The sequence below is a fragment of the Schaalia dentiphila ATCC 17982 genome (genome assembly GCF_000154225.1).
GTDB lineage: Bacteria > Actinomycetota > Actinomycetes > Actinomycetales > Actinomycetaceae > Pauljensenia > Pauljensenia dentiphila.
On sequence record NZ_DS264586.1, the window covers coordinates 1,120,804 to 1,136,431 of the forward strand.

Consider the following 15,628-nt stretch of genomic DNA (forward strand, 5'->3'; position numbering starts at 1 on the left):
TGGTAGCGGCGGGTTCGTGCGGTGAGATGGCAGGCGAATGCATCTCGTTCGCACACATGATTACGTGGTATCTATCGCAATGTCCCCGTGTCACCCAAGTTTCTTTTGGAACGTATGAAACAATGGCCACGAGCGCCCCATACACGTGAAGGAAAGAGCGATGGCCCTGTTTGAGTTCGAGGATGGTCACCTCGTACCCGCTCAATTCGGATACCCGGTCGCCCAAGACCTGGGACCCGACCTCGTCGACGCTATCTGCCAGCAGGTCCTGCAGATCGTCTCGCGTCCCCTGTTCCCCGTGACCTGGCGCGATATGACCGGCCAGGACGACGAGGAGACGCCCCGCCTGACGGCTCTCGACGTGACCGGCCAGATTGTCTCCGTCGAAATCCTCAAAGAACTTGACTCCGAGACCCTCATTACCTCCCTGTCCCGACTGGCAGAGGTCGCCTCGATCTCCTGGTCGGATCTCGCCGCCGAGTACCCGTCCGGCCCCGAGGGCTTCCGCGCCGGTTGGGCGCAGTTCCGCGATTCGATGCCCCCTGCCGTCGGCCCGGGTCCCCGCCTGATCATGGTTGCGGGCGACATCGACCCCTCCGTGCGCCCCGCTCTGTCCGTGCTGGCGACCTCCGGCGTCGAGGTGCACCTCATGAACCTGCGCCAGATGTCCAACGGCCGCCTCTTCCTCGACGTGAACGCGGTTGGCCCGCGCCTCTACGGTCACGCCCCGCAGCTCCTCGCCTCCGCCACGGCCGCCCCCGAGATCACCGCCGCAACCGAACAGCCGGCTCCCTTCGAGGAAAGTGCGCCCGCAGAGTCCGCGATCCCCGCGCCTGCCGAGGAGGGCGCCGAGGCCTTGAACGAGGAGGACTCGGAGACCCCCACGACGCTCCCCACGCCGAAGGTCGCCCCGCACCTGCGCGAGGTCTTCACCTACCCGATCGACGAGGAGCCCCCGGCCCCCTGGAAGCCCGCAGCCGAAGAGTCCTCCACCGAAGACTTCTCCGACGAGCAGCCCGTTAGTGAAACCGACGAGCACGCCGAGCATACCGTCCACGGCGACGACTCCGAGGATGCCGAGGCCGAGCTGGCCGACGAGCTCCTCGATCACGAAGACAACGTCGCTGAGGCTCGGGAGCATGAGGCCGTGGAGGAGAACGCCGACGACGTGGCCGATGAGTCCGCCGTCGACGCTCACGATGACGCCGATGCGCCCGTCGACGAGTCTCACTCCGAGGAAACCCCTGAGCAGGCCGACGAACAGCAGGCCGACGATGCGTGCACGGATGACGCCCAGCAGGCCGATGAACAGCAGGCCGACGAGCAGCCGACCCCCGAGGAGGAAAAGCCTCGCTGGGAACGCCCCGCCCACATGAGCCGCCGCGCCACGCGCCGCGCTCGCGAGGAGTCGAGCGAACTCAACGATGGCGGTGCGACCGACGCGGCCACGGCCTCGTCCGTGGATCGCTCCGAAGAATCCCCCGAGGTCGCCCAGGCACGCGCGGAGGGCCTGCCGGTCCTCGGCCGCGACGAGGCCGGACTGCGCACCCTTGCGGAAATTCTCGGCCAGGACACGCCCCTCGTTGCCCGCAACGAGCTGGGCCTGCCCGCCGACCTGGTGCTCGCCGCGAGTGGCACCATCTCGGGCGCTGGCCTGACCTACCCGTCGCTCGACACCCTGCTCACCGCGCGCGGCCTCGGCCATATCGACGCGTGGGGTCAGGTGCGCATCGGCGACCCCCTGGGCCCGACCCTGGCCGAAGCCCTCGACGAGATCAACCGCGAGATCGTGCGCGAGTACGCGCAGGCTCCGCGCGGACAGCACTCCGCTAAGCACTGACGCGACCGCGGCGGGCGTCCACACAACGCGACGCACACGCACGAAGAGAGGCCCGGGATCACGCGATCCCGGGCCTCCTCGCTACCTGAGGCTCAGTGCACGAAAGCGTCCAGCCAGCCGCGCATCGTCGCGTACACGGCCTCGCGCACGGGAGCGTCCGACAGGACCAGATCGTGCTTGCCGGGGAAACGGGCGATCGTCACCAGGTCCGAGAGGCCCAAGCTCCGCTGGGCGATAACCGTGGGATCCAGGACGGTGTCGGACGTGAAGACGCGCTCGCACCACTCCTCCTCGAAATAGGCCGACGTGGACACCATCGACAGGACCGGGCAGTCCAGGTGTACGCGCTTCTCGATGGTGTCGTGCCCGGCCATGATCGCCTCGAGCCACGAGGCGGGGACCGGGTAAGATTCGGGGCGCTTCCATTCCTGGATGATCGGCCAGCCGGCGACCGACGGGTCCTCTGTTGATAGCCCCTCCGGGATCGGAAGCTCCGAGGAGGCGCGCCCCGCGAGCGATCGGCCGTAGTGGCCGGTCCCGCCCGAGGGCACCTCCCACATGGGGTTGCGCGACGCGATGCGCCCGATGACGGGAGCCATCGCCCCGCGCCAGGCGGCCATCGACTGCATCTCCAGCCAGCCCGAGTTCAGGATGAGGCCAGCCAGGACGCCCGGGTGGCGGTGCGCCCACAGGGTCGCGATCAGGCCGCCCGTCGAGTGGCCCATGAGGACGATCGGCTCGTCTTCGCGCTCGGAACGGATGATCTCGATGGCCTCTCCGATCTCCTCGTCGTACGCGGATAGGTCGTCGGCGTAGCCGATCGTCTGGTGGGGGCGCAGGGAACGCCCGTACTTGCGCATATCCAGCGCGTAGAACGCCGCGCCCGCGTCAACCAGCTGCTGCGCCATCTCGGTCTGGAAGAAGTAGTCGTTGCGCCCATGCAGGTATAGGACTGTCATGCGGGCGTCAGCGGGCGGGGTCGCGCGCACCAGTGTGGCCACGCAGGGCCCCTCCGCGTCGTCGAGGAGCTCGATCGTGCGCGACTCATACCCGTCGCCGAGGATGTCGGCGCGCCACTGAAGCCCGGGAGGGCCGTCCTCTCCCCACGGGGCCATGACGTCGCGCTCGGGGATTCCCTCGGGCGACGAGGCCGGGGTCTCCACCCTGGACAGGTCAGGCAGACCGCTCGTGTCCGGGATCGGCTCGTCTCCGGGCGTGGGATTGCTGGTAACGCTCATGGGGTCAGCATAACGCGCGAGGCCACCCCGGCCTCGTTGATGAGGAGGAGGAACCGGGGCGACCTCACGGAGAAAGGGCGCCGATCAGGCGAAGGAGGACGCGCGCGAGGGGATGCGCTCGTTGAGGAACTCGTCGAGGAGGGCGGTCAGCTGGCCGTGCTCGATGAGGAAGCCGTCGTGACCGTGATCGGAGTGGATCTCACGGTAGAACGCGCCCGAAATACCGGCTGCCATCTGCCAGACCTGCTCGGGGAAGAACAGGCGATCCGAGTCGACCGCGACGACGAGCGTGCGCGCGGTGACGGCCTTGAGGGCTTCGACGACGCCGCCGCGGTCGCGGCCCACGTCGTGGGACAGCATCGTGCGGCACAGCGTCACGTAGGAGCCGGCGTCGAAACGGCGCACGATCTTCTCGCCGTGATAGTCCAGGTAGGATTCGACCGCCAGGCGTCCGCCGTGCAGCGGATCCTCGTCGTTCTGGGGGATGCGACCAAAGCGCTCGTCCAGCTCCGAGGGGGAGCGGTAGGTCGTGTGCGCGATCTGGCGGGCGAGCGCGAGCCCGGCGGTGGGGCCGGGGCCCGCGTAGTAGTCGCCGCCGCGCCACGCCGGGTCCAGCTCGATCGCGCGGATCTGCGTGTGTGTCCATGCCGCCTGGTCGGCGGTCGTCTGCGCGCCCGAGGCCACGACCACGAGGCGGCGCACGCGCTCCGGGTAGCTGACGGCCCACTCGATGGCGCGGTGTCCGCCCAGCGAGGTACCCACGACGATGCTCCACTCGTCGATGCCGAGCAGGTCGGCCAGGCGGGACTCGGCGTAGACCTGGTCGCGCGTGGAAATCACGGGGAATCGCGAGCCCCACGGTGCGCCGTCGGGAGCGGGGGACGCCGGGCCGGTGGAGCCCTGACAGCCGCCCAGAACGTTCGCGGCTACCACGAAGTAGCGGTCTGTGTCGATGATGCGCCCCGGCCCCACGATCTGCTCCCACCAGCCGGGGGTCGGCTGGCCGGGCGCTGCCTCACCGCACACGTGCGCGTCGCCGGTGAGCGCGTGCAGGATGAGGACCGCGTTGGACGAGGCCTCGTCCAGCTCGCCCCACGTCTCGTAGGCGAGCGACACGGAGGGCAGGATCTCGCCGTTCTCCAGGCGCTGAGCGCCCAGGTTTGCGAACTTGCGGAAGGCGACCGGGTCGCCCTCGCGCCACGCGCCAGACGTGGGTGCGGGGGGCAGGTTGTGACGGCTCATGATGTCCTTCTTTCGCAGGGGCGCTTCGCTGTCGCGGGAGACGGGGGAGGGGGTATCGGCGGCCTCGGAGCCTCAGGAGTGTGTATCGCCGAGGCCGCCGACGGGTCTGTTAGGCCGTGGCCGCGCGGGCCGCGGCGAAGCCGAGCTCCAGGTCGGCGAGGATGTCCTTGATGTTCTCCAGGCCGATCGACAGGCGCACGGTGCCGGGCGCGACGCCGGCCTTGACCAGCTCCTCCTCGGTCAGCTGCGAGTGCGTCGTCGACGCGGGGTGGATGACGAGGGACTTCGCGTCGCCGATGTTGGCGACCACCGGCAGGAGCTGCACGCCGTCCGCGAAGGCCCGGCCGGCCTCGTACCCGCCCTTGAGGACGAAGGAGAGCAGGCCGCCCGTGCCCAGCGGCGCGTACTTCTTGCCCAGCTCGTAGTAGGGGGAGGACTCCAGGCCCGCGTAGTTGACGGACTCGACGTCCGGGTGGGCCTCGAGGAAACGGGCGACCGCCAGCGCGTTGGAGACGTGGCGTTCGATGCGCAGGGACAGAGTCTCGATGCCCTGCGAAATGAGGAACGCATTGAAGGGGGAGGTGACGGCGCCCAGGTCGCGGTTGATGAGCGTCTGGATGCGCAGCAGGAACGCCAGGTTCGCGCCCAGCGCGCCGCCCACGCCCAGGTCACGGGCGTAGACGAGGCCGTGGTAGGACTCGTCCGGCGTGTTGTAGAGGGGGAAGCGCTCGGGCTGGGAGGCGAAGTCAAAGTTGCCTGAGTCGACGATCGCGCCCGCGATCGTGGTGCCGTGACCGCCCAGGTACTTGGTGGCCGAGTGGACGACGATGTCGGCGCCCCACTCGATCGGGCGGATCAGGTAGGGGGTGGCGACCGTGTTGTCGACGATGAGGGGCACGCCGACCTCGTGGGCGACCGTTGCGATCGGCTCGATGTCGAAGATGTCGCCCTGTGGGTTGGGGATCGTCTCGCCGTAGAAGGCGACCGTCTTGTCGTCGGCGAGCGCGCGCCAGGCCTCGGGGTCGAGGGGATCCGCGACGAAGCGGGTCTCGACGCCCAGTCGTCCGAGCGTGTTCTTCAGCAGGGTGACGGTGCCGCCGTAGAGGGAGGGGGAAGCGACCACGTTGTTGCCGGCGACGGCCAGGGCGAGGATCGACAGGGCGGTCGCGGATTGGCCGGAGGAGACGAGGAGGCCACCAACGCCGCCCTCAAGGGCGGCGATGCGTGCGGCGACGCCGTCGGTCGTCGGGTTGGTCAGGCGCGTGTAGATGGGGCCCAGCTCCTGCAGGGCGAAGCGGCTCGCTGCCTGCGCGGTGTCTTCAAAGGCGTAGGAGGAGGTCTGGTAGATGGGCAGTGCGGTCGCGCCGGTGGCGGGGTCGAGGTTGTATCCGGCGTGAATCTGCTTGGTTTCGAAGGACCAGTCGTTGGCGGTCATTGTGCGGCTCCTTAGGAGAGGGGTGGTTCGTCTCTGATTCCCCTCCGGCGGGCCGCAGATGCGGTGAAGTGAATATGCGTCGAGGCGCGTCCCGCTGTCGGGGGACTGCGCGGCAGTCGCTTGTGCTGACGCGCAGTCAGCGGCACATTCGACGGTTCATGCCTTCAATTGTTTGTCATTGACGAGGACTGGGCGCGATGGTCCCGGATGGTGGACTTTTGTGACAGGTGGGGGCGTGACGTCGGGCTGTGTGAGAAGGCTCACAGTGGTGGTTGAAATGTTATGAAAGCGCAGGTGTTTGCGCGGTAATCATGGTGTTGGTGTTGCGAATCTTGCGATTGTTGCATGTGTGAAAGTTGAGTTTTATGGTGTGTTTGTTGCCAAGCGTGACGAAAGTGGATAGGCTCTTTCCCAGTACGCGCGCTCCGGCGCACCCAATTGGACGAGATGAGATAACGATGAGACGACGCGGAACCATCCGCATGGGCCTGACGACTATCGCCGCCTGCGCCCTCCTCGTGCTGCCCCAGATGGCGCAAGCCGCCCCCTCTGAGGAAGAGATCGCTGCCGCCCAGGCTGCCGAAGAGGCCGCGAAGATGAGCGTCGCCCAGATCGAGGTCAAGCTCGCCGAAGTCAACGCCAGCGCCGCAACCGCGATGCAGAACGCACAGATGGCGGGCGAAGACCTCAACGAAGCGACCATTGCGCTGCAAGAGGCGACCGCAACCGCCAACCAGGCGTCGGCTGACGCAGACGCCGCCGAGGCCGCCTTCCAGGAGGGCAAGCAGCAGATCGCCTCCGTCGCGCAGGCTGCCTACCGTAACGGTGGTGGCACGCTCGACGCGCTCGCCCCCTACCTCGACTCCGACGGACTGCGCAGCGTCGAGACCAAGCAGGCTGGCATCAGCTCCTTCTCCTCCTCCGCCGAGGCGAAGATGCAGAACGTTGCTGCGCTCGAGCAGGTCGCCAAGGTGACGCGCGACGCCGCGAACACGGCGCTCGCAAACCAGAAGGCCGCCACGGACGAGGTGCAGAAGCGCACCGACGCAGCCAACCAGGCCGCGACCGCCGCCCAGAACGAGGCCGCGATCGTCGCCGCTCAGCGTGGCGCCTACGTGCAGGAACTGGCCACCAAGCAGAACACGACCGTCGAGCTCATCAATCAGCGTGAGGCCGCCCTCGAAGCCGAGCGTCAGGAAGCCGCACGCGTCGCCGCCGAGCAGGCAGCCGCCGCTGCTGAAGCCCAGCGTCAGGCCGAGGCTGCAGCCGCCGCCGAGCGTGCTGCCGCTGCCGCCGCCCAGGCCTCGTCCTCCTATGACGATGACGATGATGACGACTACTCGTACTCCGCGCCGTCTTACTCTGCGCCTTCCTACTCCTACGAGGAGCCCTCGTACTCGGCGCCCTCCTACTCGGGTGGCGGTGCCGACACGGCAATCGCGACTGCGAAGAGCTACCTCGGCGTGCCCTACGTGTGGGGCGGCGAATCCTACGGCGGTGTGGACTGCTCCGGCCTGACCATGCTTGCCTGGGAGAGCGCCGGCGTCGACCTGCCGCACCTGTCGCGTGCCCAGTACAGCTACGGCACGCACGTGCCGATCGGCTCCATGGAGGCCGGCGACCTGATCTTCTGGTCCTCCAACGGTACCCAGTCCGGCATCTACCACGTTGCCATCTACCTGGGCGGCGGCCAGATGATCGAGGCTCCCACCTTCGGCGTGCCCGTGCGCATCACCGGCGTGTACAGCTGGGGCTCGATCATGCCCTACGCCGTGAGGCTCTGAGGACCGGCGCCCCGCGGACCAGTCCATCAGTCCGCGGGACGCCACCGGACGCGGCGGAGCCGGGCTCAGTGCTGAACCGCCCAGTAGACGCCCATCGAATCGAACCGCAGGGCGTGCAGGCGTTCGGGCGCGAGTACGACGGGAAAGCCAGTGACCCGTCCGGTCAGCCGCGCGAGCGCGTCACGGAACTCGCCGGGAGGAAGCGGCACGGGCATCGCCGGCCGGTAGTAGGCCACGGTGACGTGGGGCGTGAACGGCCCGGAGGGGACGACCTCGTCGAACAAGCCCCGGGCCATCAGCAGCTTGCGGTGCTCCTCCTCGTCCACTGCCCTGACCCCGATGACGGCGCTCGTGTTCATCATGTTGAAGACCGCGGTGGCCACCGTGCGGATGGGGCCGATCCCGCGCGCCCGTGCGACCAGTGCGCTCGCGCGCGCCGAGCTGGCCTCCACCAGGGGCCGGACCTGGTCCCGGTCCGGGGAGGCGTGGAGGTCGTGGAGCGTCACGTGCGCCATTTCCACTGGCAGCGGCTCCGACAGCGACTCGCCGAAACGGGCATGGAGGTCGCTCGCGATCGATCCGACGAGATCCCGGACCCGGTCGTCGAGGAAGTAAGCGACCGTGTCCCCGTGGAAGGGCCGCAGCGAGCCGGAGCGCGGGGCCACCTTCTCTTCCAGTGACGGGGGCAGTGCGAACACCGGCTCGTAGGGGACCGAGTCGGTCTGGAACGATCCGATGCGCTCGTCGAACTCGTGGAGTGTTTCCAATGCGGATCCCTCTACGGGTGGGGTTGGCGCTCGTGCGCGCGCGGGGTGCCCCGTCGTAGCGATAGGCTCAGTGCTCGCCCTCGTGCTCCTTCAGGCGCTCGTAGGAGCGGCGAATCTCGGCCTCGGCCTCTTCACGACCCACCCAGTGGGCGCCCTCGACGCTCTTGCCGGGCTCGAGGTCCTTGTAGACCTCGAAGAAGTGCTGGATTTCCAGGCGGTGGAACTCCGACACGTCGTCGATTTCGGTACGCCAGGAGGCGCGCTGGTCCGAGGCGGGAACGCACAGGACCTTGTCGTCGCCGCCCTTCTCGTCGCGCATGCGGAACATGCCGAGCGCGCGGCAGCGGATCACGCAGCCGGGGAAGGTGGGCTCTTCGAGGAGCACCAGGGCGTCCAGCGGGTCGCCGTCCTCGCCTAGGGTGTCGTCGATGAAGCCGTAGTCATCAGGGTAACGAGTGGACGTGAAGAGCATGCGGTCCAGGCGGATGCGGCCCGTCACGTGGTCGATCTCGTACTTGTTTCGGTTCCCCTTGGGGATCTCGATGGTCACGTCAAACTCCATGGCCGCGCCTTCCTCATTAGCCCCGAAACTCGGGGGTCCGGTTGGTTGTGTCGGCGCATGGACGGGTACTGTAGATACCGAAGTAACCACGAAGGGAAATCCATGCATCGCACGTCTATGGGGGCCATTGTAAGCGCTAGCGCCGCACTCGTGGCGACGGCGGCGCTGGTGGGTGCCGGTTGTTCGACGCAAACGGCTACTCCGGCGGACGCTCCCACGGCCTCGACGCTTGAACCCGCAACGATTTCCGGTGATGCGAAGGGCGCGAAGCTGCCGGTTTCCGCCGAGGACGTCCAGGCGCTGTGGGCGCCGGTCGCAGCAGCTGCGGCTGAGGGCGGCTACACGGCGTGGGGCACGGTCGTGGACGCCGAGACTGGTGAGGTCCTCCTGGATGCGGCCGCCGCCACTCCTCACACGCCCGCCTCGACGACGAAGACCCTCGCGGCTTTCTCCGCGCTGCACCACCTGGATCCGACGGCGACGCTGACGACCAGCGCGCTCCTCGGCGCTGACAACCAGACCCTCTACCTGGATTCGGAGGGCGATCTGCTCCTGGGAATTGGCACCTCCGACGAGGTTGAGGTCTCGGGCCGCGCGGGCCTGCAGACTCTCGCGAAGGATACGGCCGCGGCCCTGGCGCAGCGCGGCATCACCTCCGTGACCCTGAATTGGCGCGGCACTCTCTTCGAGGGCGCCTCGCACCTGTCCTCCTGGGACGCACAGGAAGTCGGCTCCTACGAGGGCCACGTCGGCCCCATGGCGATCGACGCCGGACGCACCTACGAGGGCGCCAACGCTTTCTACTCGGACGCGCCGGGACGCGTCGCCGAGGTCTTCTCGCAGGCCCTCAGCGCGGAGGGGATCTCCGCGACCCTCGGCGAGGCCGGGGATCCGCCCGTGGGAGCGGGAGCCGTGGCCCAGGTGAGCTCGGCGACGATGGGGGAGCAGCTGCGCTGGATGCTCGCCCACTCGGATAACACCCTTGCCGACCAGTACTGCCGTTTCGCCGCGCGCGCTGCGGGAGCCCCCTCGACCTATGAGGGCGCGACCGAGACGGTGCGCAAGACCCTGACCGAGGCCGGTGTGCCCACGGAGGGCCTGACCCTCGAGGACTGCTCGGGGCTGTCCAGCAACGACAAGATCAGCGCGCACACCCTCGTCGGTGTCCTCAAGGCCTCGTACGAGGGAACGGGCACCGAGGCCAACACGATGCGCCTCCTGCCGTGGGCGGGCCTGGTAGGCACCCTCTCGAAGCGCATGACCGAGGAGCCCGCGGCCGGAAACGTGCAGGCGAAGACGGGCGCCCTCCAGGAGGTCACCTCCCTGTCCGGTTCCGTCATGACGAAGAGCGGGCGCGTCCTCCTGGTGTCGATCGGTCACGACAACGTCACCGAGGGCGCCTACGCCACGCGCGGCCACCTCGACGCCTTCGAGGAGGGCCTCGCCGGGCTAGACTGAGGCCATGGATATGCCGTTTGGCCCGCGCAACGTCGCGGGAGTTCTCGCTTCGTTGTCCTACGCGGGGCCCTCGGCCTCTCGCGTGGGTGCTTCCGCCGTCGTGGCGCGCCTGCGCCGCTCGGTCGCCTGGTCGGACCGCCGGCTCGCCGAGCTGTCCACCCTGCCCGAGGCCTCCGAGAAGGTGGCCGGCTCCCCGACCCTCGTCGTCGACCGCCGCGGCCTGATTCGTTCGGTCGGCTCGCTCCTGGAGAGCTTCGAGGACACGCGCACGCCCAAGGTCCTGGCCGCCGAGGCCGTCATCCTGCGCGCCCTGGCCAAGGACGCGACGGGCATCTGGGACGTGCGCTCCGGCCGCCGGATCCTCGTGGCCCCCAACGTGCTCGCCGACGCGCAGCGCTACGCCCTGGACCAGACGGACTGGTGCCGATGGGTCTCCCTGTGCACGGGACTGCGCGGCGTCCACCTCACCCACGCCCCCCACCTCGTCCCCTACATCGCCGACCTGATGCGCTCGCTGCCCGAACGCAGCGACGAACTCGTGCGCATCGTCCTGCTCCTGGACGCCCTGCCCACCGCGGAGATGGAGGTCCTCACGCCTCGCGACCTGCCCTCGATCCAGTGGCTGCGCACCCACCGCGCGCACGCCGGGGGTGTCGGCCTGGTGCGCGCGTGTGCGGCGGCCGGAATGCCCCTGGCCGGGGTCGAGGCCCTGCAGGCGCAGACCGAAGGATTTGCGCGCACCGTCGTGCGCGAGGGCGTGATCGCGCAGCTTCTGTCCGGCGTCGAGGCCCTGCCGAGCGCCCGCGAGTACGCGGAGCCGGCAGCGTGGCTGGCGCGTGTGCGCTGACGCCTCCCGCCTCGTGGGTGCGAACCCGCGCGGCCCCCTGCGAGCCTGCTCCCTGGCGGTGCGCGCTTCTCTGACCTCCTTCATCGACGAGGCCGGGGCCCCTCCCGCTCTCGTCGTCGGCCTGTCGGGGGGCGCGGATTCGCTGGCGCTGGCGTTGACGACGATCGACGTGGCCGCGCGCGCGGGAATCCCGGTTGTGACGGTGACCGTCGATCATGGGCTGCGCGCGGGCAGCGGCGAGGAGGCTCGCCGCGTCGCTGATCGAGCGGAATCTCTGGGGGCGCGTGCCGTTGTTGAAACCGTGTCGGTGGAGGGCCCGGGAGGGCCCGAAGGCTCAGCCCGCGATGCCCGCCGAGCCGCTCTGCGAGCGGTCGCCCAGCGTGAGGGTGCCCCGATCCTCCTCGGCCACACGATGGACGACCAGGCTGAGACGGTCCTTCTGCGCCTCGCGCGCGGCTCCGGCCCCTCGTCCCTGCGGGCCATCGCCCCCGTCTCGCGCGACGATGATGGGGTGACGTGGCTGCGCCCCCTCCTCGGGCTGCGGCGAACGGACACGGAGCAGGCGTGTGCCCAGGCGGGCCTCACCCCGATTCAGGACCCGACCAACGACATCGACGGGCCGTGGCGCGCCGCGGACGGCAGCCCCCTGCGCCGCTCGGCGCTGCGCCACGCCGCGATCCCCGCCCTGGCGTCGGCTCTGGGTGTGGACCCGGTTCCCGCGCTGGCCCGCACGGCCGCCCTGTGCGCGGCCGACGACGACGCCCTCACCCAGTGGGCGAGCGCGCTCGCGGCCTCGGTGGAGCCCGGGGAGGAACACGACTCAGAGACAGGACACCCGTCCCTGGCGGTCTCCGGCCTGCTGAGCGCCCCCCGAGCGGTGCGTACCCGGGCGCTGCGTGAGGTCGCCCGCGCCGCAGGAATTCGCGCGTTGTCCAGCACCCACGTGGACGCCCTCGACGACCTCGTGGTCGCGTGGCGCGGCCAGGGGCCCATCGACCTGCCCGGAGGCACCGCCTCACGTGTTGGACGCGGCGCGCACGCGCGCATCGCTTTCGTCGCGCGCGAGGTAGGCGCCCCGACGGCACCAGACCCCGCCTAAACAGCGGGAATACACCGCGATGGACCCCACTGGAGCGGCCCGGCACTGCCTGCACGATCACAGGATGTTGCGCTGACAGTGAGAATCCCGTCCTTCCTGGAACAGGCGAGCGTTTGTGTGGCACGCTTATAGTGGAATCGCTCGCGTAGCTTCGATACGAAAAGAGGACACGGTGGACGCCACCGATATGGGTAACGACCTGAAGGAAATCCTGGTCACCGCCGAGGATATGGACCGTCGGCTCGGCGAAATGGCCGAGCAGATCGACCGCGACTACGCGGGCGAAGAACTGCTGATCGTCGGCGTCCTGCGCGGCGCCGTCATGGTCATGGCGGACCTGTCCCGCAAGCTGCACACCCCCCTCGAGATGGACTGGATGGCCGTGTCCTCCTACGGTTCCGGCACCAAGACCTCGGGCGTCGTGCGCATCCTGAAGGACCTCGACCAGGACGTGGCCGGACGCCACGTGCTGATCGTCGAGGACATTATCGATTCGGGCCTAACCCTGTCCTGGCTGCAGGCCAATCTGCTCGGACGAGGTGCCGCCTCCGTCAAGATCGCGACCGCCCTGCGTAAGCCGGAGGCTGCCAAGGTCGACGTGGACGTTGCCTACGTGGGCTTCGATATTCCCGACGAGTTCGTCGTCGGCTACGGCCTGGATTACGCGGAAAAGTACCGTAATTTGCCTTTCGTCGGCACGCTGCAGCCGCACGTCTACAACAACTGAGAACGCCTACCTGTAGGGGACCCACGTGAACGAGAAGATCAAGAACAAACGCCCCAGCCTGGGGTGGGTGATGGTTCCGCTCATCATGCTGCTCGCCGGTGGCTGGTTCGTGTGGGGCTTCTTCGCCCCTCGTGCCGTGACGACCTCCGAGGGCCTCGCGCTCATCTCGGGTGATACGGTCGAGCGGGTGGTCCTCAACGAGGGCACCCAGCAGGTGAATCTGACGCTGACGGAAAACTACGTCCACCAGAGCACGGGCAGTGGCGACCGCACGGCTGATCTGGGTAAGAACGTCTACTTCACGTACTCCTACGTACAGACCAAGGAGATTCTGGACACGGTGGCCGACAAGGCCCCCGCGAAGGGCTGGAACGCGATGCGTCCCCAGTCCGGCATCCTCGGCGGCGTCGTTCAACTGCTGATCTCGCTGATGATCCTGGGCGTCGCGTTCTACTTCATCATGCGCTCCATGTCGGGTTCGCGGATGATGGGCGGCTTCACGCAGTCACGCGCTAAGGAATTCAACCAGGAGCGCCCGGACGTCACCTTCGCGGACGTCGCCGGTGAGGACGAGGCCGTGGAGGAACTCGAGGAAATCCGCGAGTTCCTGGCCTCCCCGGACAAGTTCCACAAGGTGGGCGCACGCATCCCGCGCGGCGTCCTGCTCTACGGTCCTCCCGGAACGGGCAAGACCCTCCTCGCCAAGGCCGTCGCCGGCGAGGCGAATGCCCCCTTCTTCTCGATCTCCGGTTCGGAGTTCATGGAGCTGTACGTCGGCGTGGGTGCCTCCCGCGTGCGTGAGCTCTTCGAGCGCGCCAAGAAGAACGCGCCGGCCATCATCTTCGTCGACGAGATCGACGCCGTGGGTCGCCACCGCGGCAGCGGCATCGGCGGCGGCAACGACGAGCGCGAGCAGACGCTCAACCAGCTCCTCGTCGAGATGGACGGTTTCGACGAGCGCGCCAACATCATCCTGATCGCGGCGACCAACCGCCCCGACATCCTCGACCCGGCGCTGCTGCGCCCCGGGCGTTTCGACCGCCAGATCGCCGTCGAGGCCCCCGACCTGAAGGGCCGCGAGGCTATCCTGAAGGTCCACGCGCAGGGCAAGCCCCTCACCGAGCAGGTCGACCTGCGCCAGATCGCCAAGCGCACGCCCGGCTTCACTGGCGCCGACCTGGCGAACGTCCTCAACGAGGCCGCGCTGCTCACCGCGCGCTCGGACATGCAGTTCATCGATGAGCGGGCCATCGACGAGGCCATCGATCGCGTGATCGCTGGCCCACAGAAGCGCACCCGCGTCATGAACGACCACGACAAGGCTGTGACCGCCTACCACGAGGCCGGCCACGCCTTGGCCGCCGCCGCCCTGAACTACACGGACCCGGTCACGAAGGTCACGATCCTGCCGCGCGGTCGCGCCCTGGGCTACACGATGGTCATGCCCACCGAGGATCGCTTCAATAAGACCCGCAACCAGCTCCTCGACGACCTGGTGTACGGCATGGGCGGCCGCGTCGCCGAGGAGATCGTGTTCCGCGACCCGTCGACCGGCCCTGCCAACGACATCCAGCAGGCCACGAAGACGGCCCGCGCCATGGTCACCGACTACGGCATGAGCGACCGCATTGGCATGGTCAAGCTGGGCGACGCCGACACCGAGGCCTTCGGTCACGGGTCCGGCGAGGGTCCACGCTCGTTCTCCGACGAGACGGCCGCGATCATCGACGAGGAGGTGCGTCGCCTCCTCGACAACGCGATGCGCGAGGCGTGGCGGATCCTGTCGGAAAACCGCGCGGTTCTGGACACCCTGGCCTCGCGCCTGCTCGAGGAGGAGACCCTCGACGAGGCGCAGCTCGCGGAGATCTTCAAGGACGTTGTCAAGGCCCCCGAGCGCCCCGTGTGGAACTACCAGTCCGATGCGGCCGTCCCCGGCGTGGTCCTGGGCCACCCCGTGGGCATTAAAGCCGAGGACGAGTGGAAGCCCGACATGGAGGAGGACGCCGAGGTGGTGCCGACCGATGCCACCGACGCCTCGGGCGTGGAAGGGGAGCAGGCGTGACCTACGATCCCGCTGGCGTTGAAAAGGCGTCGCGCGACCTGCTCGTCGCAATCGGTGAGGACCCCGAGCGCGAGGGCCTGGTCGGCACTCCCGACCGCATGGCGCGCGCGTGGCGCGAGATGTGCAAGGGCCTGACCGAGGACCCGCGCGAGCACCTGCACACCCAGTTCCACGCCGGCACCGACGAGCTGGTCCTGGTCCGCGACATCACCTTCTTCTCGGTGTGCGAGCACCACCTGCTGCCCTTCTACGGCCGCGCCCACGTGGGCTACATCCCGCGCGGCGGCGTCGTGACGGGCCTGTCCAAGCTGGCCCGCGTGGTCGAAGGCTACGCGCGCCGCCCTCAGGTCCAGGAGCGCCTGACTGCCCAGGTGGCTGACGCGATCGACGAAATCCTTGATCCCCAGGGCGTCATCGTCGTTATCGAGGCAGAGCACATGTGCATGTCGATGCGCGGCATCTCCAAGCCCGGCTCTTCGACCGTGACCAGCGCGCTCCGCGGCATCATGAACGACGGCGCGACCCGCGCCGAGATGATGGCCCTCGTTCTGTCCGGGAGCCGATGAC

Annotated in this window: 13 protein-coding genes; 8 read left to right on the forward strand and 5 right to left on the reverse strand. The window is 68.6% G+C overall.

Translation table 11 applies throughout. From position 1 onward, the window contains the following. Positions 1 to 160 precede the first annotated feature (160 nt). Positions 161 to 1,840 carry a hypothetical protein gene (locus ACTODO_RS04720; protein ID WP_003791999.1) on the forward strand — a complete coding sequence of 560 codons (1,680 nt, stop codon included), beginning with the start codon at positions 161 to 163 and terminating at the stop codon, positions 1,838 to 1,840. Positions 1,841 to 1,932: 92 nt separating this feature from the next. Here the strand turns inward: ACTODO_RS04720 and ACTODO_RS04725 are convergent, their stop codons facing one another. The 3 genes from ACTODO_RS04725 to ACTODO_RS04735 all read right to left on the reverse strand — a co-directional run bounded on the left by ACTODO_RS04725 (position 1,933) and on the right by ACTODO_RS04735 (position 5,755). Next, positions 1,933 to 3,078 carry an alpha/beta hydrolase gene (locus ACTODO_RS04725; protein ID WP_003792001.1) on the reverse strand — a complete coding sequence of 382 codons (1,146 nt, stop codon included), beginning with the start codon at positions 3,076 to 3,078 and terminating at the stop codon, positions 1,933 to 1,935. A gap of 84 nt (positions 3,079 to 3,162) precedes the next feature. Then, complete coding sequence (metX, locus tag ACTODO_RS04730) at positions 3,163 to 4,320, reverse strand: homoserine O-acetyltransferase MetX (RefSeq protein ID WP_003792004.1); 1,158 nt, start codon at positions 4,318 to 4,320, stop codon at positions 3,163 to 3,165. A 109-nt stretch (positions 4,321 to 4,429) separates the two neighbouring features. Continuing rightward, positions 4,430 to 5,755 carry an O-acetylhomoserine aminocarboxypropyltransferase/cysteine synthase family protein gene (locus tag ACTODO_RS04735; RefSeq protein ID WP_003792007.1) on the reverse strand — a complete coding sequence of 442 codons (1,326 nt, stop codon included), beginning with the start codon at positions 5,753 to 5,755 and terminating at the stop codon, positions 4,430 to 4,432. A 458-nt stretch (positions 5,756 to 6,213) separates the two neighbouring features. Here ACTODO_RS04735 and ACTODO_RS04740 point away from each other — a divergent pair, with 458 nt between their 5' ends. Further along, positions 6,214 to 7,539: a C40 family peptidase gene (locus tag ACTODO_RS04740; RefSeq protein ID WP_034512087.1), complete on the forward strand. Its 1,326-nt coding sequence runs from the start codon at positions 6,214 to 6,216 to the stop codon at positions 7,537 to 7,539. A gap of 65 nt (positions 7,540 to 7,604) precedes the next feature. Here the strand turns inward: ACTODO_RS04740 and ACTODO_RS04745 are convergent, their stop codons facing one another. Then, positions 7,605 to 8,306, reverse strand: coding sequence for a 2'-5' RNA ligase family protein (locus tag ACTODO_RS04745; RefSeq protein ID WP_003792012.1), 702 nt, complete (start codon positions 8,304 to 8,306; stop codon positions 7,605 to 7,607). A 67-nt stretch (positions 8,307 to 8,373) separates the two neighbouring features. Then, positions 8,374 to 8,868, reverse strand: a complete 495-nt coding sequence (locus ACTODO_RS04750; protein WP_003792014.1) for an inorganic diphosphatase — start codon at positions 8,866 to 8,868, stop codon at positions 8,374 to 8,376. Between the two features lie 102 nt (positions 8,869 to 8,970). On the opposite strand from ACTODO_RS04750, the gene dacB reads away from it, so the two are divergent. From dacB to folE, 6 genes are all read left to right on the forward strand, one after another. After that, positions 8,971 to 10,326, forward strand: coding sequence for a D-alanyl-D-alanine carboxypeptidase/D-alanyl-D-alanine endopeptidase (gene dacB, locus ACTODO_RS04755; RefSeq protein ID WP_034512090.1), 1,356 nt, complete (start codon positions 8,971 to 8,973; stop codon positions 10,324 to 10,326). A 4-nt stretch (positions 10,327 to 10,330) separates the two neighbouring features. Beyond that, positions 10,331 to 11,173 carry a zinc-dependent metalloprotease gene (locus ACTODO_RS04760; RefSeq protein WP_003792017.1) on the forward strand — a complete coding sequence of 281 codons (843 nt, stop codon included), beginning with the start codon at positions 10,331 to 10,333 and terminating at the stop codon, positions 11,171 to 11,173. Next, positions 11,163 to 12,272: a tRNA lysidine(34) synthetase TilS gene (gene tilS / locus ACTODO_RS04765; protein WP_003792018.1), complete on the forward strand. Its 1,110-nt coding sequence runs from the start codon at positions 11,163 to 11,165 to the stop codon at positions 12,270 to 12,272. Before ACTODO_RS04760 ends, tilS begins: the two co-directional genes overlap by 11 nt. A 172-nt stretch (positions 12,273 to 12,444) precedes the next feature. Continuing rightward, positions 12,445 to 12,999, forward strand: coding sequence for a hypoxanthine phosphoribosyltransferase (gene hpt, locus ACTODO_RS04770; RefSeq protein ID WP_034512094.1), 555 nt, complete (start codon positions 12,445 to 12,447; stop codon positions 12,997 to 12,999). 25 nt (positions 13,000 to 13,024) lie between these two features. After that, positions 13,025 to 15,061, forward strand: a complete 2,037-nt coding sequence (gene ftsH / locus ACTODO_RS04775) for an ATP-dependent zinc metalloprotease FtsH (protein ID WP_003792021.1) — start codon at positions 13,025 to 13,027, stop codon at positions 15,059 to 15,061. Further along, the gene (gene folE / locus ACTODO_RS04780; RefSeq protein WP_003792023.1) at positions 15,058 to 15,627 is read left to right on the forward strand and encodes a GTP cyclohydrolase I FolE; all 570 of its coding nucleotides are present in this window, start codon (positions 15,058 to 15,060) and stop codon (positions 15,625 to 15,627) included. Before ftsH ends, folE begins: the two co-directional genes overlap by 4 nt. Position 15,628: the final 1 nt, after the last annotated feature.

Coding starts and splice junctions, on each gene's coding strand:
- ACTODO_RS04725 (WP_003792001.1), bottom strand. CDS start 3,078: ATGAGCGTTACCAGCAATCCCACGCCCGGAGACGAGCCGATCCCGGAC.
- ACTODO_RS04720 (WP_003791999.1), top strand. CDS start 161: ATGGCCCTGTTTGAGTTCGAGGATGGTCACCTCGTACCCGCTCAATTC.
- metX (WP_003792004.1), bottom strand. CDS start 4,320: ATGAGCCGTCACAACCTGCCCCCCGCACCCACGTCTGGCGCGTGGCGC.
- dacB (WP_034512090.1), top strand. CDS start 8,971: ATGCATCGCACGTCTATGGGGGCCATTGTAAGCGCTAGCGCCGCACTC.
- ACTODO_RS04750 (WP_003792014.1), bottom strand. CDS start 8,868: ATGGAGTTTGACGTGACCATCGAGATCCCCAAGGGGAACCGAAACAAG.
- ACTODO_RS04740 (WP_034512087.1), top strand. CDS start 6,214: ATGAGACGACGCGGAACCATCCGCATGGGCCTGACGACTATCGCCGCC.
- ACTODO_RS04760 (WP_003792017.1), top strand. CDS start 10,331: ATGGATATGCCGTTTGGCCCGCGCAACGTCGCGGGAGTTCTCGCTTCG.
- ACTODO_RS04735 (WP_003792007.1), bottom strand. CDS start 5,755: ATGACCGCCAACGACTGGTCCTTCGAAACCAAGCAGATTCACGCCGGA.